17 protein-coding genes and 2 pseudogenes are annotated in these 20,553 nt (G+C 57.9%); 15 read left to right on the top strand and 4 right to left on the bottom strand.

The features are described from left to right. The first annotated feature begins 198 nt into the window (after nucleotides 1-198). From FYB76_RS19645 to FYB76_RS19630, 5 genes and pseudogenes are all read left to right on the top strand, one after another. The gene (locus FYB76_RS19645; protein WP_154134759.1) at nucleotides 199-2,628 is read left to right on the top strand and encodes an AAA family ATPase; all 2,430 of its coding nucleotides are present in this window, start codon (nucleotides 199-201) and stop codon (nucleotides 2,626-2,628) included. A gap of 171 nt (nucleotides 2,629-2,799) precedes the next feature. Beyond that, nucleotides 2,800-3,663: a hypothetical protein gene (locus tag FYB76_RS19640; protein ID WP_077238446.1), complete on the top strand. Its 864-nt coding sequence runs from the start codon at nucleotides 2,800-2,802 to the stop codon at nucleotides 3,661-3,663. A 23-nt stretch (nucleotides 3,664-3,686) separates the two neighbouring features. After that, the gene (gene ssb / locus FYB76_RS19635; protein ID WP_154134758.1) at nucleotides 3,687-4,223 is read left to right on the top strand and encodes a single-stranded DNA-binding protein; all 537 of its coding nucleotides are present in this window, start codon (nucleotides 3,687-3,689) and stop codon (nucleotides 4,221-4,223) included. Nucleotides 4,224-4,350: 127 nt separating this feature from the next. Next, nucleotides 4,351-4,518, top strand: a pseudogene (locus tag FYB76_RS27120) (primase-helicase zinc-binding domain-containing protein); the annotation flags it as partial. Between the two features lie 15 nt (nucleotides 4,519-4,533). Next, on the top strand, nucleotides 4,534-5,331 hold the full coding sequence (locus FYB76_RS19630) for a toprim domain-containing protein (protein ID WP_229297036.1): 798 nt from the start codon (nucleotides 4,534-4,536) through the stop codon (nucleotides 5,329-5,331). Nucleotides 5,332-5,340: 9 nt separating this feature from the next. Here the strand turns inward: FYB76_RS19630 and FYB76_RS19625 are convergent, their stop codons facing one another. The 3 genes from FYB76_RS19625 to merR form a co-directional block, all read right to left on the bottom strand. Continuing rightward, nucleotides 5,341-8,313, bottom strand: a complete 2,973-nt coding sequence (locus FYB76_RS19625; RefSeq protein ID WP_154134756.1) for a Tn3 family transposase — start codon at nucleotides 8,311-8,313, stop codon at nucleotides 5,341-5,343. 85 nt (nucleotides 8,314-8,398) lie between these two features. After that, the gene (locus tag FYB76_RS19620; RefSeq protein ID WP_284079339.1) at nucleotides 8,399-8,668 is read right to left on the bottom strand and encodes a TOBE domain-containing protein; all 270 of its coding nucleotides are present in this window, start codon (nucleotides 8,666-8,668) and stop codon (nucleotides 8,399-8,401) included. A 41-nt stretch (nucleotides 8,669-8,709) separates the two neighbouring features. Continuing rightward, nucleotides 8,710-9,165: an Hg(II)-responsive transcriptional regulator gene (gene merR, locus FYB76_RS19615; protein WP_154134755.1), complete on the bottom strand. Its 456-nt coding sequence runs from the start codon at nucleotides 9,163-9,165 to the stop codon at nucleotides 8,710-8,712. A 92-nt stretch (nucleotides 9,166-9,257) separates the two neighbouring features. Here merR and FYB76_RS19610 point away from each other — a divergent pair, with 92 nt between their 5' ends. The 10 genes and pseudogenes from FYB76_RS19610 to FYB76_RS19565 all read left to right on the top strand — a co-directional run bounded on the left by FYB76_RS19610 (nucleotide 9,258) and on the right by FYB76_RS19565 (nucleotide 18,143). After that, entirely contained in the window at nucleotides 9,258-9,917 is a 660-nt protein-coding gene (locus tag FYB76_RS19610; RefSeq protein WP_032489134.1) for an organomercurial lyase MerB, read from the top strand. A gap of 165 nt (nucleotides 9,918-10,082) precedes the next feature. Further along, nucleotides 10,083-10,433: a mercuric transport protein MerT gene (locus tag FYB76_RS19605; protein ID WP_032489135.1), complete on the top strand. Its 351-nt coding sequence runs from the start codon at nucleotides 10,083-10,085 to the stop codon at nucleotides 10,431-10,433. A 15-nt stretch (nucleotides 10,434-10,448) separates the two neighbouring features. Continuing rightward, entirely contained in the window at nucleotides 10,449-10,724 is a 276-nt protein-coding gene (gene merP, locus FYB76_RS19600) for a mercury resistance system periplasmic binding protein MerP (protein WP_032489136.1), read from the top strand. 19 nt (nucleotides 10,725-10,743) lie between these two features. Then, nucleotides 10,744-11,169 (top strand): organomercurial transporter MerC, encoded by a 426-nt coding sequence (gene merC / locus FYB76_RS19595; RefSeq protein WP_035884597.1) that lies wholly within the window; start codon nucleotides 10,744-10,746, stop codon nucleotides 11,167-11,169. 41 nt (nucleotides 11,170-11,210) lie between these two features. After that, complete coding sequence (gene merA / locus FYB76_RS19590) at nucleotides 11,211-12,896, top strand: mercury(II) reductase (protein WP_154134754.1); 1,686 nt, start codon at nucleotides 11,211-11,213, stop codon at nucleotides 12,894-12,896. Between the two features lie 17 nt (nucleotides 12,897-12,913). Continuing rightward, complete coding sequence (gene merD / locus FYB76_RS19585; RefSeq protein ID WP_035884595.1) at nucleotides 12,914-13,279, top strand: mercury resistance co-regulator MerD; 366 nt, start codon at nucleotides 12,914-12,916, stop codon at nucleotides 13,277-13,279. After that, nucleotides 13,276-13,512 (top strand): broad-spectrum mercury transporter MerE, encoded by a 237-nt coding sequence (gene merE / locus FYB76_RS19580; RefSeq protein WP_035884594.1) that lies wholly within the window; start codon nucleotides 13,276-13,278, stop codon nucleotides 13,510-13,512. Before merD ends, merE begins: the two co-directional genes overlap by 4 nt. Then, nucleotides 13,509-14,498, top strand: a complete 990-nt coding sequence (locus FYB76_RS26860) for a DUF3330 domain-containing protein (protein ID WP_035884593.1) — start codon at nucleotides 13,509-13,511, stop codon at nucleotides 14,496-14,498. The genes merE and FYB76_RS26860 overlap by 4 nt, the downstream gene beginning before the upstream one ends. A 129-nt stretch (nucleotides 14,499-14,627) precedes the next feature. After that, on the top strand, nucleotides 14,628-15,185 hold the full coding sequence (locus tag FYB76_RS19570) for a recombinase family protein (RefSeq protein ID WP_077235360.1): 558 nt from the start codon (nucleotides 14,628-14,630) through the stop codon (nucleotides 15,183-15,185). A 2-nt stretch (nucleotides 15,186-15,187) separates the two neighbouring features. Then, nucleotides 15,188-18,143 (top strand): annotated as a pseudogene (locus tag FYB76_RS19565) (Tn3 family transposase). A gap of 42 nt (nucleotides 18,144-18,185) precedes the next feature. Here FYB76_RS19565 and FYB76_RS19560 read toward each other — a convergent pair. Then, complete coding sequence (locus FYB76_RS19560) at nucleotides 18,186-20,534, bottom strand: heavy metal translocating P-type ATPase (RefSeq protein ID WP_370516381.1); 2,349 nt, start codon at nucleotides 20,532-20,534, stop codon at nucleotides 18,186-18,188. Between the last annotated feature and the right edge of the window lie 19 nt (nucleotides 20,535-20,553).

Below are 20,553 nucleotides of genomic sequence, written 5' to 3'. Positions count from 1 at the left end.
TTCGGGGATTTTCTATTGGCCACAGCGAACAGGTCCGTGGCCAATAGAAAGTCTCAAGATGAGATCGACTTGAGGTATCCTTAGCAACGTCGCATTCGCGGCATTTCCCTCCCCAAACTCCCGCTTCCCTCTGTTGACGCAGCGGAAAGCCGCGTAGGCAACTCCTTTTCAAATCCGCATCGCGGAAAGGAGCCCTAAATGCAACCTCTCAAACTGAAGCTGGAAGGCTTCAACGGTATCAAGTCTGGTCGTGGTAAGAACAGCATTGAGATCGACTTCACACAAATCCCTAAACACGCCAGGTTGATCGCACTTGACGGGCCTAACGGCGCCGGCAAGACAACGATCTTGGACAACATGCACCCATTCCGGGTGATGCCGTCACACTCGACCACGCTTGGTCCTGGTGGTTTTTCGTACTGGGATCATGTATCAGGCTCCCTCGCACAGAAGGAGCTGGTATGGATGGCCAGAGGAATGACCTACAAGTCGTCTCTGGTATTCAAGTCCACAGGAAAAACGCAACGTACCGAAGCGTACTTGATGTACCTGGATGCAAGTGGTCAGTGGCAGCCATACCGACTCAAAGATGGAACGAGTTCGGACGGCCGCACAGCGTCGTATGACCTTAGCGTTGAGGAAATCATCGGCCCACCCGAGTGCTTCTTCACGTCAAACTTCTCCGCACAGAACCGAAAGCCGCTTTCGGCGTATGGTCCATCGGAGATTAAGTCCCTCATGTCGTCAATTCTCAACCTGGGCAACTACGAGGAGCTGGCGATGAAAGCTACCGCGGTTGTAAAGATGCTCCATCTGAACCTTGAGGAGGTACAAAGCGAGGTCGCCAAAGCCGCCGTGATCGATGATCTGGTGGCGGCAAAGGAGAAGGAGCTCGCGGCTGCTGATGAGAAGATCCAAGCTGCTGTTACGTTGGAAGCAACTCGACAATCGGAGGTTGATGGAAGAAAGCGCGACCTTATTTTGATTGAAGGGCGTCGTGAAGCCCAGGCCTCTGAAGCACAAGAAGCACGGCTTCTGAATCAGTCGATTACAAAGTTCCAGTCGTCGGCCGAAGAACAAATATCCGTAGTCAAGCAGCAAGGGCAAGCGAATCACGCCCGAGTGCTGGTAGACCGTCAGCGCATGCAAAACGATATCACTGAGAAGAGCGCAGTTCACCAGCGCGAATCCAGCGAAATCAAACAACTACAAAAACTCGTTGAGCAGGAACCTGCGATTACCCATGCAGTTCAGCGGTCGAACGAGATCCGGGCAGAAATTCAACTAGTCACTACTAGCTTGGACAAAGCTCGGGCCCAGGTGACGATCTTGAAACCAGCTCGCCGGCAGTATGCAGAGCTAAAGGCGAAAGAAAGTGAGTTGGCCACGGTCGGGGAATCAACCCGTTCCGAGCTGCAATCCGTAAAGGCACGAGCTATTTTGATTACGGAGGTCCCTTGCCAGGGCCAACCGATGCAAAGTAACTGCAAGCTCCTCGCTAACGCAATGGCAGCGCATGATTCGCTTCCTGCCAAAGAAGAGGAAATCGCGAAAATGCGTGAGAAATATCGGCTAATCCGCGATCAGGTCCTTGCCTGCGACACTCGTATCAGAGAGCTCGATCAACTTGAAACTGAGATTGAAGCCTTTGAAAGCAAGAAGCGCTCACTGGAAACAGAACTGCGCGACTTGGTTGACTTGGCATCAAAACAGGAGCTTCTAGGCGATGCGAAAGCACGTTTGCCGAGGCTGATGGAGTCCAAATCCGAACTGGAGGCGGCACTGCAAAAGCTCAAGCTGGACTTGGCAAAGTTGGTTCAAGATGGAGAAACTTTCATCGAGACCGAGATGAGTGCTATCAGTGGAATCAGGGAGCGCTGCGAGGCTGACATAAAGCCTTTGCAGCAAAGACTAGCAACAATGTCAAAACCCATCACTGATGCTGAAATCGGGCAAGCAAAGTCGTACGTCGATGCGGCAATACGGATCCTTGAGGAAGCAAAAGCCGCAGTTCTCGCTCTTCGTAATCAAAAGATCGAAGCTATGGCCGCTATTGAGACCTTAAAAGTCTCTCTGCAAGCCCTGGAATACGCAAAGTCTCGTGCGTTCCAGCTGACAGAAGAAATAGCCAAGTGGAACAGGATTGCAAAGGGCTTTGGCAACAATGGCCTTGTCGCTCTAACGATCGATGATGCTGGCCCTGAGATCTCCTCGTTGTGCAATCGGTTGCTGGATGAATGCTACGGTGGACGATTCAATGTCCGACTGGAAACTCAGAAAGAGACCAATGCCGGCACCATGCGTGAAACCTTCGACGTCCGCGTCATGGACAATCACCGTGGCGAAGAGAAGTCATTGTTCCTCATGTCCGGGGGGGAGAAGGTCTGGGTGAACGAATGCCTAGCCCGTGGTATCTCCCTTTACAACGACATCTCGAAAGGTGGCAATCCGCAAACACTATTTTCAGACGAAGCTGATGGACCGCTCGACCCAGAACGAAAGCGCCAATTCATGAAAATGAAGCGCGCCGTAATGGACAGCGGTAACTATGAAAGGGAATTCTTCATCACTCAAACACCAGAGTTGACGGCGGAAGCCGATCACATCATCAATGTTGCTGCGCTGTAAATGAAAATGGGAAGGCTTCGGCCTTTCCATTTTTCGAATTTCCTCGTAGAATCAAGCCGTCGAAATCTCGGCATTCTCATTTCCCCCAAGTTTTCATGTGGTGTATCACATGAAAGCTTTCTCAAGCTCACTCCTTTCTATTGTCGCAACGCGGCATCTTCAGGAGAACTCATGAGCGATTCCAAGTCCACCAACCTTACTAACCGAGAAGACGTAGCGGCACGCATCATCGCCGAACCCTTTCTCATCATAGGCACCGCTGCCAAGATCGTCACCCAATCGGCAACGGCCATCTTCAAACGCCCTCCGAAGGTTGAAAAAGTTGAGACGGAGCGAGTAGTACTGGCAGCAAGTGGTCCACTCGTTACTGCAAATCCAGTCTTCACCTGCGCCGATCGCACACAGAGTGTTATCCGCGGCGGTACCAAGCTCAGCCTCTATCAGTACGTGAAGCTGCAGCAGATCCGAATCGTCGCTCGACGTGATGGATTCGAGAAGGAACTGATCTTTACGCGCGATATCGCCGCTCAAGAAGGCCTGGCCTACAACCTGGACAACGCCGTTGTTTGGGTTACCAGAAAGGGATTTGTCGGTGCGCCAGCACCAACGGTGCCAACGGCCAGACAACAAATGCCCCGTCAGATCCAAACGAGCCCAGTGAAAGGAGAGCCAGAAGAGGAGTCCCGTGAACTAAAGGATCTCAACAAATCCCCATCGCCGGCCGGAGTCACGAAGACCTCAAATGTACACCGTACATATCATGGCTTCATTCAGCGTTTCGGCGTGGTCAAGAAGCACGACCACGAGAAGAATCAGGACTATCAGACCTACGCCATGTCCTTAGAAACATCCGCCGGAAAATTCTTGAAAGAGTTCATCGGCGAACAGCTATCCGATCTTGTCGAGCTGCATAAGCTATCCGTTGGCCAAGAGGTCAGTATTACTCCTTTGGGTAAGCAGCACTTTTGGTTCGACCTTGGCAACGGCAAGAAAGAGAAGCGGCGTCGAAACGAATACGCGATCGAAATTCATTAACCAAATACTCATTAGGGAAGCAAATGGCATCAGTCAACAAAGTCATCATTGTCGGAAATCTCGGCCGTGATCCTGAAACACGGTATATGCCAAACGGGGACGCCGTGACAAACATCGCAGTAGCAACTACTGAAAGCTGGAAGGATAAGAACACCGGAGAAAAAAAGGAGCTGACCGAGTGGCATCGCATCAGCTTCTATCGAAAGCTGGCCGAAATTGCCGGCCAGTATTTGAAGAAAGGCTCCCAGATCTACATCGAAGGACGTCTTCAAACACGCAAGTGGCAAGATAAAGAAGGTGTGGAACGATACACCACCGAAATCATTGCCGAAAGCATGCAAATGCTTGGCAACCGTCAAGGCACCGGCGGACATCAATCGGATGATGATAGCGGAGGCTATGGCTTGCCGGCACCACGTCAGAGTCAAGGTGGTGGAGGTGGTGGACCGTCGGCACGACAGTCGCCACGCCAGCATGCACCGAGCTTTGACGATTCTGAAGATATCCCCTTTCTGATCTCTGCAAGCCTGATGGACTATCAAAACTCAATCGAGTTTTAAGCCTTAAAACATTTTACAGAAAGCCCGCAAGGGCTTTCTTGAGGCTCACGTGGTGCCTCAAGAAAGCCTCATATTTCATGAGTGTCTTTGCCTTTTTTCTAACGCCAGTCACTGGCACGGAGGCGAGATGAAATTCACTGAAATTGACTGGGTTAGCGCGTGCGCTAGCTTCGGTATCGACAAAAATCTTTTGAAACTACGGGAAGGTCCATGCCCGATTTGTGGGGGAACAAAACGGTTCCGATTCACAAACCGGACACGCTGCGGAGATTGGTTCTGCAACCAGTGCCGTGGAGGAAACGGATTCACCTTGATCAAGCAAGTAACTAATCAGACTGACGCTGATATTTACAAACAGCTGAAGAAGCTGTTTGGACTATCTGAGGGCCTCGGTGCCCTCCGTGAGTATCAGAAGGTCGATGTTGAGTTGACTCCAGAGGAGTCAGCTCGAAATTGTGCCAAGCTGCGGAAGGTTATTCGCGGTACGAAGCGATTGAGCCTTATGCAAGACGATCCAGTATCCCTCTACATGGGGCACCGCGTTCTCGGGTGCGACCTCACTAAACTGTCCAAGTACGTCCGATACCACCCATCACTCGAGTACTGGGAGGTTGGAGATGACGACAAGTACCGCATGACTGGTCTACACCCTGCAATGGTATTGAAGGTGGTTGATGGAAAAGGTGATCCAGTCACGCTGCATCGTACGTACTTAACCAAGGACGGTCGCAAAGCCCTGGTGGAGGAACCGAAGATGCAGATGTCGGGCAAGAGGAAATTGCGAGGGGCAGCAGTACGTCTCTTCGAACATCCAACAAGCAGAGTCCTCGGCATTTGCGAGGGTGCTGAAAATGGATGGGGAATAGCAACAGCATATCGCTATGAGATGTCTGTTTGGTCGATGCTCAATGCCGGCAATCTGGCCATCGCAGACATACCTCGAGAAAAGTTCGATACGGTCATTATCTTTGGGGATAACGACCCGTATGTACCTCGGCTTGGATACAGGCCTGGCGAACATGCAGCAAGAATGGCGTATCAGAAGTTGAAAAAGGATGGGTTTGAGGGTCGGCCGGGATTCCGGTTTTTTTCGCCAAATATAACTTAAACCAATGATTTATATGGCGAAATCGATTTTGTAGTTGATCGGCTCGACCTCACGATCCAGATCCAAAGGATATTCGCCGAACCGGTTGATATGTTCTCGGCGATACGGTGCCGTGCCCCGCAGTATTTCCTCCGTCAGCACGTATCCCTTCGCTTGCAGCTCTTTCAAGATCCGGGACATGCCATGAACATTATGAAGAATGACCATGTTGGCGACCAAATGATTGTATTTGACCACCTTGCGCTGCTCGTGACGGATGTTTTCGGAAATGATGCCGTCCCCTCCAAAAAATAGCCATTTCACGAAGTCATTGAACTCTTCGCTTTTGACCGTCGCCGCATTGATGGTTTTCCTGAGCTCGGCATCATTGATATATTTCAGCAAAAACTGTGTCCGTATGACCCTGCCCAGCTCCCGGAATGCGTAGTACAGCTTGTTTTTGCGGCTGGCCGTTCCCAGTCGCCGCAAAATGGTCGACGGCGCGATCTTGCCGGCCTTGATCGAGATGACGACACGCAGCATGTCTTTCAGGTGTCGTCCTATCAGCGCCCAGTCAATCGTTCCACGGAACAAGCTGCCGATATGCTCGTACTGGTCGGCCCGGTCCGCCCGGTAAAACACCAGGTCTTTGATGTTCCGAATCCGCGGCATCAAATTGATGCCCAATAGATGCGCCAGGCCGAACACCGGCGTGCTTTGCGCCTGTGTATCGCCATGCAGCGTATCAGGCTGAATATCGGACTGGTTGTTGATCAGGCCGTCCAGGATGTAGACCGCTTCATACACCCCGCACGGAATGAAATGGCTGAACAACGCGATGTATTTGTCCGACACATGGTAGTAGCCAATACCGCCGTAGCCGCCATACCGGATGTGGTACTCCGATAGCAGATTCTGCTCATACATATTCCACTTGGTGCCGTCGGCCGACGCGCTCTTGCCCGTACCCCAATATCTTGGCAAGGCAAAGCGATTATACGCATTGATAACCTTCACAATTGCTTTGTCCAGGCGCTGCTCGGTGACATGCTTCAAGTTCAGCCATGCTACCTGTTTGCGGCTCAATCCTTTAACCGAGCGCGCGGTTTGGGTCGGTCCCAGATTGCAACCGTAACAGAACAATGTGGTGATGAAGCGCTTGCGCGGGTCATCGACCTTCGATTCGAAGCCGGAAAGCGGACCAAACAGCTTATGCAAATCGAGCCATTTTTCCGTTTCGGTGAGCACGTCCAGGATGCTGGCGTCAGTCAATTGAGACCTGATCGCCTCGTCCACTGCTTCGAGCTCCGCCGGCGGTTTTTGGCGCTCGGCACGCCGGATCACGATGCCCGTGTCATCGATATCAACGTGACCGTTTTCCGGGAAGCGCTTGTCCACTTCCCTGGCCTGCGTGCGTAGCCGGTCGCGCAATTCGGACACGAATGCTTCCGCCTCTACCGGCAAGCCGACCAGTTCGCCGTATCCCTGCACCTCCTGCTCGTATTCTTCCCAGCTCACCAAGTGATTGCGATAATCATCGTAGTCGCCGCTATGCTCGACATACAAATCCCCGGACTTCAACTCATCCATCACCTCAGAAAACACCGTCAGCTCGAAATATTTTCGGTGAAAGTGAGTCGGCGCCGTGCTCTGGCGCTTGCCCAATACCAGATTGCGCCATTTGTCCGGCATCCAGTCCAGGGCAAGCGTGTCGAGCCCGGTCTCGGCGATCGACAAGTGCTCGCGGTGGCTCGACCGGTATTTCTGCACCAATGTCACCGTACGCAGGAGGCTGTCATCTTGCGAGCTCGATCGCAGCGTCAACGCCTCCAGGCATTTGAATAGCAGGCTGCGTTTTCCGGCATACCCGGCGAGCATGAACGGATAATAGTTATTCCCGGCATAGGCCATGTGTTCGTCGCACTCGGTGATCCAGCTTTCCAGATCGCCGTCGAGCGACTTTTCCACGCGGGCAACCCGCTGATCGTTCGTGCCGTCCTCGCTAAAAACGGTCAGCACTTCGCGAAACTGCCCGATCAACCGTTCGACTTGTTCTGCCTGCTGAAGATGGTACTGGCGCAACCGCTCTTCGGCCACGTTGTGCAGATTGCGAATGGTCTTGATAAAAATCTCGGCGACATCATCCATTGCCTTTTGCAACTGCGTTTGAATCAGCAGGACCGCCAGCGTGTAGCGTTTCAAGGGCTTCAGCGCACGCATTTCAGCCAAGTCCAGCGCCCTGGCTTCAAGGACCAGCTGTTCACGCTTGGTGGCAGCGATATGCTCGGTGTCCGGCAAATTCTCGGCCAGGCCGATCATGGCGTCGATATGCTGCAGGAAGTCTGTCACCTCTCGTACATTCGGCTGCTTTGGCTCGCGTTTCAAGCTATCCCAGACGCTGCGGCCAGGTCCGGTTTCCAAGAGCCGGCCGAGTCGCGCAATGACCGCCTCCGGCAGCGCGCCGGCAATGGCCTTATAGATGCGGTCATTGATGGTTGCGCGCGAGCTGCGCGCCAGACGAAACAGATGAGTAAATCCAGGCAGCTCATATCGGCGCTGAATCAGTTCCTCGATCAGGACGTTGATGATGTCAGGCAGTTCCTGCTTGGTTTGCGCGGCTTGTAAAGCCTGTTCCTGCAGCCATTTCTCCGCTGCCTTGTCCAACACACGAATCCCGACGTATTCGCGCAGGCGCACATGATGCCGATAACGGGTGCCCGATTGATCGTACCGGGTCAATGCGGCTTGGGCGGGAATGCGTAACTGGGCGCGGCTGCAGATATGCTCGATCACGACGGCTGGAACGCTGGCCAACGCCACGAAGTAGCCGAGGCGCTGCAACAGCTTGAGTTGAATGAGGAGATACGCCTGCTGCGATATTTGACGGTACTGCGAGGCGACGTATTTCAGCTCCGCCGGCGTCGGGGTATAGATGGCGATGAGTTCTTGTTCGGTGAACTCAAGCTTTAAGCGTGGATAGGCCGTTTCATGGACGCTACTCATCTCAATATCACAATCTGTTGGCGCTGCGCTGGGTGAATGAAGTAACGCAAAACATTGCGCCTTTGTAATTATTTTGTCAATACGCTCATTCCATCACCGCGACTGACTTCACCTGTACCCATACTTCTTGTCCCACCGCTATGCCAAGCGCCGCTGCTGACCGCTTCGTTACGCGGGCGATCAGCGCGCTGCTCCCGACCTGAATACGGACCAATGCCGAGCCTGGATGATCATCGTCGGCAACTTCGTCCACGCGTCCGCGCAAAAGATTGAGGATACTGGTGCGCTCGGGATGCTCTTGCGCGAGGCTAACATCCCGCGCCAGAACCCGTACGTAGCGCAGGTTGCCGAGCACCGTCAAATGGGGTCGTTTCAGAATTCGGAAAATAAAGCACGCTAAGGCGTAGTCACCCCGTGACCACCCTCCACCGACACTGCGAGGTTCGTTCCGTCTTGCAGTGACGCAATCAACGGGCAGGAAACATTTCCTGCCCGCGCATGGCATGCGCACACCAACTCAGACAGCACGGCCTCCATGCGCGCCAGGTCAGCCATTTTCTCGCGCACGTCCTTGAGCTTGTGCTCGGCCAGACTGCTGGCTTCCTCGCAATGGGTGCCATCCTCCAGCCGCAGCAGTTCGGCGATTTCATCCAGACTGAAGCCCAGCCGCTGGGCTGATTTCACGAACCGCACGCGCGCCACATCGGCGTCACCGTAACGGCGGATGCCGCCATAGGGCTTCTCCGGCTCAGGCAGCAAGCCCTTGCGTTGGTAGAACCGGATGGTTTCCACATTGACCCCGGCCGCCTTGGCGAATACGCCGATAGTCAGATTCTCCAAATTGTTTTCCATATCGTTTGACTCCGTACATGACTACGGAAATAAGCTTAAGCCATTTGGAATACGTTTGCCATTGCTCTTTTCTAAGTCGAGGAACCATGAATATGAATATATCGACCGAATCGCGACTGGAACTCAAAGCGGCGGTGACGCGTGCGCAGCAGAAGCTGGCGGACGAGTTTCCGTTGCAGGCACGGATCGAAGACGCGCATCCCACGCTGCAGTCGACCTATGCCAGGATTCTCGGTCATTGGATACGCGAAGCAGCACCGCCCGCAGCGGGGATTGGGTCGCAGGCGGTGCTCGACGCGCTGTGCGCGATGGATGCCATCGTCATCGGCGAGCAAGGCATCGGCTGCTATCCCTTCAGCGCTCGCCAGACTGAAATCCACGTTCATTTCGCCGGCAAGAGTGTCCATGCCATGTGCGCGATCGATGCGCTCGCGATTCCACGCATGGTGCGGCACGCCGCGCGCATCATAGCTCGGTGCGTGGTTTGCCGCTGCCACCTCGCCTGCTCGCTGGCGGCGAACGGCAGTGTCGAGAAGGAACATCAGAATCCGGAGGCCGCACGCGTCGTCTGGGAATCCGGTGCGGGAGAAGGACAAGCATGCTGCAACAGCTTATGCGCCAATATCAATTTTGTCTGCCGGCATTGCACGACTTCCCCAGGCGCACTCACCTTTTCTTTGCCACAAGCGGCTGCCGTGGGCAATGCCTTTTTCGCGTTCCAGAGGAGGCTGCTTGGCCACTATTCCACATGACGAGGCATGCGAACGGCCATCTGTGCCCGATGCGCGAAGGATGGCGGGGTGCGTTTTCGCTGCCGTGCACGCAGGACGAAAAATTGTTTCGCATATGGCTTGACTCTGTACCTGACTACGGAAGTAAGCTTAAGCTATTCAATTCAGCTTTGAAAGGACAAGCGTATGTCTGAACCTCAAAACGGGCGCGGGGCGCTCTTCACTGGAGGGCTAGCCGCCATTCTTGCCTCGGCCTGCTGCCTGGGGCCGCTGGTGCTGATCGCCCTGGGGTTCAGCGGCGCTTGGATCGGCAACTTGACGGTGCTGGAACCCTATCGCCCGATCTTCATCGGCGCAGCGTTGGTGGCGCTGTTCTTCGCCTGGCGGCGCATCTACCGCCCGGCGCAAGCCTGCAAACCGGGTGAGGTCTGCGCGATTCCCCAAGTGCGAACTACTTACAAGTTCATCTTTTGGGGCGTCGCCGCGTTGGTATTGGTCGCGCTCGGATTTCCCTACGTCATGCCATTTTTCTATTAATCACAGGAGTTCGTCATGAAAAAACTGTTTGCCTCCCTGTTGCTTGCTGCCGCCATCGTTCCCGCCTGGGCCGCCGTGCAAACCGTTACCCTGTCGGTGCCGGGCATGACCTGCGCCGCCTGCCCGATTACCGTCAAGAAGGCGATTTCCAAGGTCGAAGGCGTCAGCAAAGTTGACGTGACCTTCGAGACACGTGAAGCGGTTGTCACGTTCGATGATGCCAAGACCAGCGTGCAGAAACTGACCAAGGCCACCGGAGACGCGGGCTATCCGTCCTCAGTTAAGCGTTGAGCCGCGAGGAGGCACTGCGATGTCCTTAATCACACGAGTGACCGACAAGGCCGGTTCCCTCGGCAGCGTCGTTTCTGCGATGGGCTGCGCCACCTGCTTTCCCGCCATCGCCAGCCTGGGCGCAGCGATCGGGCTGGGCTTCCTGAGTCAGTACGAAGGGCTGTTCATTCGCATCCTGCTGCCGACGTTCGCCGGCATCGCGCTATTTGCCAATGCGATCAGTTGGCGCAATCATCGGCAGTGGCGACGGACTGCGCCCGGCGTGATCGGCCCTGTCCTGGTGCTGGCAGCGGTGTTTTTGATGCGGGCTTACGGCTGGCGGAGCGGTTGGCTGCTGTATATCGGCCTGGCCTTCATGGTCGGGGTATCGATTTGGGATTTCATCTCGCCAGCAAAGCCCTGCTGTGGCCCGGACGGCTGCGAACTGCCACCAAAACGCGGATGACGGCATTGGCCGTCACCGAAGTAAATAAAAGGAATTGATTCATGACCACCTTAAAGATCACCGGAATGACCTGCGATTCGTGCGCTGTGCACGTCAAGGACGCGTTGGAGAAAGTGCCGGGCGTGCAGTCGGCAGTCGTGTCCTACCCGAAGGGCACCGCGCAACTCGCCACCGAGCCCGGCACCTCGCCGGATGCGCTGGCCGCCGCCGTGGCCGGCCTCGGCTACAAGGCCACGCTCGCCGATGCCCCATCCACTTCAGTGCGGGGCGGATTGCTTGGCAAGGCGCTGGGATGGCTGGGCGGTGGCGACAAGGCTGGCGGTGATGGGGGTGGACTGCACATCGCCGTTATCGGCAGCGGTGGCGCCGCGATGGCTGCGGCGCTGAAAGCCGTCGAGCAAGGCGCGCACGTCACGCTGATCGAGCGCGGGACCATCGGCGGCACCTGCGTCAATGTCGGCTGTGTGCCGTCCAAGATCATGATCCGCGCCGCCCACCTCGCCCATCTGCGCCGGGAAAGCCCGTTCGATGGCGGCATGCCACCCACACCGCCGACGATCCTGCGCGAGCGGCTGCTGGCCCAGCAGCAGGCCCGTGTCGATGAACTGCGCCACGCCAAGTATGAAGGCATTCTGGATGGCACTCCAGCCATCACCGTTCTGCACGGTGAAGCGCATTTCAAGGACGCCCAGAGCCTTGCTGTCCGTTTGAACGAAGGCAGCGAGCGCGTGGTGGTATTCGACCGCTGCCTGATCGCCACGGGCGCCAGCCCGGCCGTGCCGCCGATTCCCGGCTTGAAAGAGTCACCCTACTGGACTTCGACCGAGGCCCTGGTCAGCGACACCATTCCCGAACGCCTGGCCGTGATCGGCTCGTCGGTGGTGGCGCTGGAACTGGCGCAAGCCTTTGCCCGACTGGGCAGCCAGGTGACGATCCTGGCGCGCAGCACCTTGTTCTTCCGCGAAGACCCGGCCATCGGCGAGGCCGTCACCGACGCTTTCCGTGCCGAAGGGATCACGGTGCTGGAACACACGCAAGCCAGCCAGGTCGCCCATGTGGACGGCGAATTCGTGCTGACCACGGGGTACGGTGAAATACGCGCCGACAAACTGCTGATCGCCACCGGGCGGACACCGAACACGCGCAGCCTGGCACTGGACGCGGCGGGGGTCACCATCAATGCGCAAGGGGCCATCGTCATCGACAAGGGCATGCGCACGAGTAGCCCGAACATCTACGCGGCCGGCGACTGCACCGACCAGCCTCAGTTCGTCTATGTGGCGGCAGCGGCCGGCACCCGTGCCGCGATCAACATGACGGGCGGAGACGCGGCCCTCGACCTGACCGCGATGCCGGCCGTGGTGTTTACCGATCCGCAAGTGGCGACCGTGGGCTACAGCGAAGCGGAAGCGCATCACGACGGGATCGAGACCGACAGTCGCACCTTGACCTTGGACAACGTGCCGCGTGCGCTTGCCAACTTCGACACACGCGGCTTCATCAAGCTCGTCATCGAGGAAGGTAGCGGACGGCTCATCGGCGTGCAGGCGGTCGCGCCGGAAGCGGGCGAACTGATCCAGACGGCGGTCCTGGCAATTCGTAACCGCATGACGGTGCAGGAACTGGCCGACCAGTTGTTCCCCTACCTGACGATGGTCGAGGGGTTGAAGCTCGCGGCGCAGACCTTCAGCAAGGACGTGAAGCAGCTTTCGTGCTGCGCCGGTTGAGAAAAAGGAGGTGTTCAATGAACGCCTACACAGTATCCCGACTGGCCCTTGATGCCGGGGTGAGCGTGCATATCGTGCGCGACTATCTGCTGCGCGGATTGCTGCGCCCGGTGGCGTGCACCCCAGGCGGCTACGGCCTGTTTGACGATGCCGCCTTGCAACGGCTGTGCTTCGTGCGGGCTGCTTTCGAGGCGGGCATCGGCCTGAATGCGCTGGCGCGGCTGTGCCGGGCGCTGGATGCTGCGGACGCCGATGAAGCGGCCTCGCAACTTGCCGAGCTGCGCCAGTTCGTCGAACGTCGGCGCGAGGCGTTGGCTGACCTGGAAGTGCAGTTGGCAACCATGCCGACCGAGTCGGCACAGCACGCTGAAAGTCTGCCATGAACAACCCCGAGCGCTTGCCATCCGAGACACACAAACCGTTCACCGGCTATCTGTGGGGCGCGCTGGCCGTGCTCACCTGTCCCTGCCATTTGCCGATTCTCGCCGTTGTGCTCGCGGGGACGACGGCCGGCGCGTTCATCGGGGAGCACTGGGGTATTGCAGCCCTCACGCTGACTGGCTTGTTTGTCCTGTCTGTAACGCGGCTGCTGCGGGCCTTCAGAGGTCGATCATGAGTGCTTCCCAGCCAATTGAATGGACAGTGGCGCAACTGGCGCAGGCGGTCGAGCGTGGGCAGCTTGAATTGCACTACCAGCCGATTGTCGATTTGCGCAGTGACCAGATTGTCGGCGCGGAAGCCCTGTTGCGCTGGCGTCATCCGACGCTCGGAATGTTGCCGCCGGGCCAGTTCCTGCCCGTGGTCGAATCGTCCGGCCTGATGCCGGAAATCGGCGCGTGGGTGCTGGGCGAAGCCTGCCACCAGGTGCGCGACTGGAGGATGCTGGCATGGCGACCGTTCCGGCTGGCCGTCAATGTTTCGGCGAGCCAGGTGGGACCAGACTTCGACGGGTGGGTAAAGGGCGTGCTGGCCGATGCCGAGTTGCCCGCCGAGTATCTTGAAATTGAGCTGACCGAATCGGTCGCGTTCGGTGATCCGGCGATCTTCCCCGCCCTGGAAGCTTTGCGACAGATCGGTGTGCGCTTCGCCGCCGATGACTTCGGGACGGGTTATTCCAGTCTGCAACACCTGAAGTGCTGCCCCATCAGCACGCTCAAGATCGACCAATCGTTTGTCGCCGGACTCGCCAACGACCACCGCGACCAGACCATCGTGCACACCGTGATCCAGCTTGCGCATGGGCTGGGCATGGATGTGGTGGCCGAAGGCGTGGAAGCATCGGCGAGTCTTGAGCTGTTGCGACAAGCGGACTGCGACGCAGGACAAGGCTTTCTGTTCGCCAAACCGATGCCGGCGGCGGCATTCGCTGCCTTCGTCAGTCAATGGAAGGGTGCCACCATGAATGCAAGTAATCCGACCGCCACCAGTTGCTGCGTGTGCTGTAAGGAAATTCCGCTCGATGCCGCCTTCACGCCGGAAGGTGCGGAATACGTCGAACACTTCTGTGGGTTGGAGTGTTATCGGCGCTTCCAGGCGCGCGCCAAGGCAGGGAACGAAACCAGCGCCGATCCAAACGCCTGCGACTTGCCGCCGTCAGATTGAAGCATACCCTATCCTGGTGTCAGGATAGGCCGCTTTGTAACGTCAGAATAGAGTTATCTTTCGATTTTATTGACACCTGCGGCGAAAGATCATAGATTTCTTCCTGACACTTTCACGTTGGGAGGCATCTTGCAGGGGCAACGCATTGGCTACGTCCGGGTCAGCAGCTTCGACCAGAACCCGGAACGGCAATTGGAGCATGTCGAAGTCGGCAGGGTGTTCACCGACAAGGCGTCGGGCAAGGACACCCAGCGGCCTGAACTCGATTCGCTGCTGGCCTTCGTGCGCGAAGGCGACACCGTGGTGGTGCACAGCATGGATCGACTGGCGCGCAACCTCGATGACCTACGCCGCCTTGTACAAAAACTGACCAAGCGCGGCGTGCGCATCGAGTTCGTCAAGGAATGCCTGACCTTCACCGGCGAGGACTCGCCGATGGCGAACCTGATGCTGTCGGTGATGGGAGCGTTTGCCGAGTTCGAGCGGGCCTTGATCCGTGAGCGGCAGCGTGAGGGCATCGCGCTCGCCAAGCATCGCGGGGCCTACCGGGGCCGAAAGAAGTCTCTGAGCGGTGAACAGATCGCTGAGCTGAAACGGCGCGTCGCGGCGGGCGAGCAGAAAGCGAAGCTGGCCCGTGAATTCGGCATCAGCCGGGAAACGCTTTACCAGTACATGCGAGAAACCTGATCATGCCCCGCCGTTCAATTCTGTCCGCCGCCGAGCGGGAGAGCTTATTGTCGTTGCCGGACACCAAGGACGACCTGATCCGACATTACACGTTCAGCGATACCGACCTCTCGATCATCCGGCAGCGGCGCGGGCCTGCTAACCGTCTGGGCTTCGCGGTACAGCTCTGTTACCTGCGTTTCCCCGGCATCATTCTGGGCATCGATCAACCGCCGTCCTCGCCGCTGCTGAAACTGGTCGCTGATCAGCTCAAGGTGCCTGTCGAGACCTGGGGCGACTATGGTCAGCGGGAACAGACCCGGCGCGAGCACCTGGTCGAGCTGCAAACGGTGTTTGGCTTCCAGCCTTTCACCATGAGCCATTACCGGCAGGCAGTGCATACGTTGACCGAACTGGCCTTTCAGACCGACAAGGGGATCGTGCTGGCCAGCGCGCTGATCGAGCACCTGCGGCGGCAATCAATCATCCTGCCCGTCCTCAACGTCATCGAGCGCGCCAGTGCCGAAGCCATCACTCGCGCCAACCGGCGGATCTACGAAACCCTGTCCGAGCCGCTGTCGGACGCGCATCGCCGCCGCCTCGACGAATCTGCTCAAGCGCCGCGACAACGGCAAGATGACTTGGCTGGCCTGGCTGCGTCAGTCGCCCGCCAAACCGAACTCGCGGCACATGCTCGAACACATCGAGCGCCTCAAAGCCTGGCAGGCGCTCGACCTGCCTTCCGGCATCGAGCGGCTGGTGCACCAGAACCGGCTGCTCAAGATCGCCCGTGAGGGCGGACAGATGACACCCACCGACTTGGCCAAGTTCGAACCGCAGCGGCGCAATGCCACCCTCGTGACGGTGGCCATCGAGGGCATGGCCACCGTCACCGACGAAATCATCGACCTGCACGACCGCATCCTGGGCAAGCTGTTCAATGCCGCCAAAAACAAGCATCAGCAGCAGTTCCAAGCATCCGGCAAGGCCATCAACGCCAAGGTGCGCCTGTACGGGCGCATCGGCCAAGCGCTGCTCGAGGCCAAGCAGTCGGGCCGCGACCCGTTCGCCGCTATCGAGGCCGTCATGTCCTGGGATGCCTTCGCCGAGAGCGTCACCGAAGCGCAGAAACTCGCGCAGCCCGAGGACTTCGATTTCCTGCACCGCATCGGCGAAAGCTACGCCACGCTGCGCCGCTACGCGCCGGAATTCCTCGACGTGCTTAAGCTGCGGGCTGCGCCCGCTGCCAAGGATGTGCTCGACGCCATCGAGGTGCTGCGCGGCATGAACAGCGACAACGCCCGCAAAGTGCCCGCCGATGCACCTACCGATTTCATCAAACCGCGCTGGCAGAAATTGATGATACCCGACACCGGCATCGACCGGCGCTACTACGAGCTGTGCGTGCTGTCGGAGCTGAAGAACGCGCTGCGTTCCGGCGACATCTGGGTGCAAGGCTCACGCCAGTTCAAGGACTTCGAGGACTACCTGGTGCCCACCGAGAGGTTCGCCAGTCTCAAGCAGGCCAGCGAACTGCCGCTGGCCGTGGCCACCGATTGCGACCAGTACCTGCATGACCGGCTGACGCTGCTGGAAACGCAGCTCGCCACCGTCAACCGCATGGCGCAGGCCAACGACCTGCCGGACGCCATCATCACGGAGTCGGGCCTGAAGATCACGCCGCTCGATGCGGCGGTGCCCGACACCGCGCAGGCCCTGATCGACCAGACGGCGATGATCCTGCCGCACGTCAAGATCACCGAGCTGCTGATGGAGGTGGACGAGTGGACGGGCTTCACCCGGCACTTCACGCACCTGAAATCGGGCGACCTGACCAAGGACAAGAACCTGCTGCTGACCACGATCCTGGCCGACGCGATCAACCTAGGCCTGACCAAGATGGCGGAGTCGTGCCCCGGCACGACCTACGCGAAGCTCGCTTGGCTGCAAGCCTGGCACATCCGCGACGAGACCTATTCGACGGCGCTGGCCGAGCTGGTCAATGCCCAGTTCCGGCACCCGTTCGCCGAGCACTGGGGCGACGGCACCACGTCATCGTCGGACGGCCAGAACTTCCGCACCGGCAGTAAGGCCGAGAGCACGGGCCACATCAACCCGAAATACGGCAGCAGCCCAGGGCGGACGTTCTACACCCATATCTCCGACCAGTACGCACCGTTCCACACCAAGGTGGTCAACGTCGGCGTGCGCGACTCGACCTATGTGCTTGACGGCCTGCTGTACCACGAATCCGACCTGCGCATCGAGGAACACTACACCGACACGGCTGGCTTCACCGATCACGTCTTTGCGCTGATGCACCTGCTGGGCTTCCGCTTCGCGCCGCGCATCCGCGACCTGAGCGACACCAAGCTCTACATCCCGAAGGCCGGTGCTGCCTACGAGGCATTGAAACCGATGATCGGCGGCACGCTCAACATCAAGCACGTCCGCACCCATTGGGACGAAATCCTACGGCTGGCCACCTCGATCAAGCAGGGCACGGTGACGGCCTCGCTGATGCTCAGGAAGCTCGGCAGCTACCCGCGCCAGAACGGCTTGGCCGTGGCCTTGCGCGAGTTGGGCCGCATCGAGCGCACGCTGTTCATCCTCGACTGGCTGCAAAGTGTGGAACTGCGCCGCCGTGTGCATGCCGGGTTGAATAAGGGAGAAGCACGCAATGCTCTGGCCCGTGCCGTGTTCTTCAACCGCCTGGGCGAAATCCGCGACCGCAGCTTCGAGCAGCAGCGCTACCGGGCCAGCGGCCTCAATCTGGTGACGGCGGCCGTCGTGCTGTGGAACACGGTCTATCTAGAGCGGGCAACGAAGGCCCTGAACGGTCACGATGCCGCGCTGTTGCAGTACCTGTCGCCACTTGGCTGGGAACACGTCAACCTGACCGGCGATTACCTCTGGCGCAGCAGCGCCAAGATCGGCGCGGGCAAGTTCAGGCCGCTACGACCGCTGCAACCGGCTTAGCGTGCTTTATTTTCCGTTTTCTGAGGCGACCCCAGCTAACGCTTAGCCTCGGGTTCCGCGCAGGCGCAGCGCATTCGCGATCACTGATACCGAGCTCAGGCTCATTGCCAGTGCCGCCAACATCGGTGAGAGCAATTGTCCGGTAAACGGGTAAAGCAAGCCTGCGGCCAAGGGAATGCCCAATGCGTTGTAGAGAAAAGCAAAGCCCAGGTTCTGACGCATGTTGCGCACAGTTTCTACTGACAGTTCTGTCGCGCGAGCGATGGCCCGCAGGTCGCCTTTCACCAGTGTGACATGGGCGCTATTGATTGCCACGTCGGTGCCGGTTCCCATAGCGATCCCAACATTTGCCTTGGCTAGCGCCGGAGCGTCGTTGATTCCATCACCCGCCATCCCGACGACCTTGCCTTTGGCCTGGAAACGCTCTACAAGTGCCAGCTTGTCTTGCGGTTTCACTTCACCGTAGAACTCGGAGATGCCAAGCTTATTGGCAACCGATTTAGCGGTAGTAGTGCCATCACCTGTGGCCATGACTACCGAGATCCCGGCCTCTTTTAGGCTGGCCAACGCCTCCCGTGTTGTTCCCTTAACGGGGTCCGAGACTGCCAGTAGCCCCAAAAGTGCGCCATTCCTCGCCAGATACATCACGCTGGCACCTTCAACACGCAAAGCTTCTGCTTCCGACAACAGAGATTCCGAAGAGACGCCTTCCGATTCCATCAACGTCGTATTGCCTAGCGCTAGACGCTCTCCGTTGACTACGCCTCGAACGCCTATGCCACTGGAAGATTCAAAGCGGCTGGGTGTCGATAAGGGAAGCTGGCGCCGGCGTGCCTCGGTAACGATCGCGTGCGCTAGTGGATGCTCACTTCCTTGGTCGAGGCTTGCCGCCAGTTGCAAGATCTCCGCTTCTTGACTGCCCGGTGCGGCAATTATTCGATCGAAAGCAGGTTTTCCTTCCGTAAGGGTGCCAGTCTTGTCGACGATGAGCGTATCCAGCTTTTTCATACTCTCGATGGCCGCTGCATCTCGAAACAGGATGCCTTGGGTTGCCGCACGGCCAGTGGCGGCCATGATGGACATAGGCGTGGCCAAGCCAAGCGCACATGGGCAAGCGATAATCAGGACCGCTACCGCGTTGACAAATCCATAGACCCAGCTTGGCTGCGGTCCAAAAAATCCCCAGCCTAGCAGCGTCAGCAAAGCAATACCCACCACGATGACGACAAAATAGCCGGCGACGACGTCCGCCAACCGCTGCATGGGAGCGCGCGAGCGCTGGGCTTGGGCTACCATCTGAACGATTTGGGAGAGCATGGTCTGCGACCCGACCTTCTCGGAGCGGATGATCAGACTTCCGCTGGCATTGATCGTTGCCCCGATAACCTTGTCACCAGGTCGCTTGGTAACGGGGACAGGTTCACCGGTTAGCATCGACTCGTCGATGGCGCACTCTCCCTCAACGACCACCCCGTCGGTAGCGACTTTTTCGCCTGGCCGAACGCGGAGCAGGTCGCCAATATGAACGTTGCTCAAAGGGATGTCTTCTTCCGTACCATCTGCTGTGATCCGTCTGGCCGTCTTGGGCGCCAAGCCGAGCAGTGATTTAATGGCGGCAGACGTCTGCGAGCGCGCCCGGAGTTCCAGGATCTGTCCCAGCAGCGTCAGCGAGATGATGACCGCCGCGGCCTCGAAGTAGACGCTAATCCGCCCATGTTCCATGAAGGTCTGGGGGAATAGCTCGGGGAAAACAGTTGCGACTACGCTATAGCCGTAGGCGGCTACCACGCCCGTGCTGATGAGAGTCCACATGTTGGGGCTACGGCGGACAATCGAGTCGACTCCTCGACGCAAGAACGGCCAGCCGGCATGCAAGACCACGGGCGTACCAAGCCCCAGCTCGATCCAGCTTTGACCGTGCAGACCATGTGGGAATATTCGGCCACCGGCCATGGCCAGTACCGTGACCAACACAGTCAAGGGCAAGGTGAACCAGAATCGCCGCTGGAAGTCACGCAGCTCAGGGTTCTCCTCTTCTTGCTCCGTCGGTAGCAGCGGCTCCAGGCTCATCCCACAGATGGGGCAATTCCCCGGAGAAGTCTGCCTGATCTGCGGGTGCATGGGACAGGTATAGACGGCTCCATCAGCTGGCGTACTGCTTGCCTCGGGCTTTGATGAAGCTCCGACGAATGCAGCCGGATTAGCACGGAATTTTCCCATGCACTTGTCGCTGCAGAAGTAAAAATCACTTCCGCCGTACTCTATCCTCCGGTATGGATCGGGAGTCACCTTCATGTGGCAAACCGGGTCAGTCTGGCTTTTTTCCGTGGGCGAGCTCATTTCAACGCCTGGATCTGGTGCGGTATGATGATGGTGATGATGTTCATCCATAGTTACTGCTCTCCCGTCA

The sequence above is a fragment of the Herbaspirillum sp. CAH-3 genome (assembly GCF_009668275.1).
In the GTDB taxonomy this organism is placed as follows: Bacteria; Pseudomonadota; Gammaproteobacteria; order Burkholderiales; family Burkholderiaceae_D; genus Herbaspirillum; species Herbaspirillum aquaticum.
Note: the sequence above shows the minus strand (reverse complement) of the source record. Positions and strands in the feature narration are given on the sequence as shown.

What these genes read in the sequence shown, in the direction of transcription:
- FYB76_RS19645 (WP_154134759.1), top strand. Translation starts at nt 199, where the DNA reads ATGCAACCTCTCAAACTGAAGCTGGAAGGCTTCAACGGTATCAAGTCT.
- FYB76_RS19640 (WP_077238446.1), top strand. Translation starts at nt 2,800, where the DNA reads ATGAGCGATTCCAAGTCCACCAACCTTACTAACCGAGAAGACGTAGCG.
- ssb (WP_154134758.1), top strand. Translation starts at nt 3,687, where the DNA reads ATGGCATCAGTCAACAAAGTCATCATTGTCGGAAATCTCGGCCGTGAT.
- FYB76_RS19625 (WP_154134756.1), bottom strand. Translation starts at nt 8,313, where the DNA reads ATGAGTAGCGTCCATGAAACGGCCTATCCACGCTTAAAGCTTGAGTTC.
- merR (WP_154134755.1), bottom strand. Translation starts at nt 9,165, where the DNA reads ATGGAAAACAATTTGGAGAATCTGACTATCGGCGTATTCGCCAAGGCG.
- FYB76_RS19610 (WP_032489134.1), top strand. Translation starts at nt 9,258, where the DNA reads ATGAATATATCGACCGAATCGCGACTGGAACTCAAAGCGGCGGTGACG.
- FYB76_RS19605 (WP_032489135.1), top strand. Translation starts at nt 10,083, where the DNA reads ATGTCTGAACCTCAAAACGGGCGCGGGGCGCTCTTCACTGGAGGGCTA.
- merP (WP_032489136.1), top strand. Translation starts at nt 10,449, where the DNA reads ATGAAAAAACTGTTTGCCTCCCTGTTGCTTGCTGCCGCCATCGTTCCC.
- merC (WP_035884597.1), top strand. Translation starts at nt 10,744, where the DNA reads ATGTCCTTAATCACACGAGTGACCGACAAGGCCGGTTCCCTCGGCAGC.
- merA (WP_154134754.1), top strand. Translation starts at nt 11,211, where the DNA reads ATGACCACCTTAAAGATCACCGGAATGACCTGCGATTCGTGCGCTGTG.
- merD (WP_035884595.1), top strand. Translation starts at nt 12,914, where the DNA reads ATGAACGCCTACACAGTATCCCGACTGGCCCTTGATGCCGGGGTGAGC.
- merE (WP_035884594.1), top strand. Translation starts at nt 13,276, where the DNA reads ATGAACAACCCCGAGCGCTTGCCATCCGAGACACACAAACCGTTCACC.
- FYB76_RS26860 (WP_035884593.1), top strand. Translation starts at nt 13,509, where the DNA reads ATGAGTGCTTCCCAGCCAATTGAATGGACAGTGGCGCAACTGGCGCAG.
- FYB76_RS19560 (WP_370516381.1), bottom strand. Translation starts at nt 20,534, where the DNA reads ATGGATGAACATCATCACCATCATCATACCGCACCAGATCCAGGCGTT.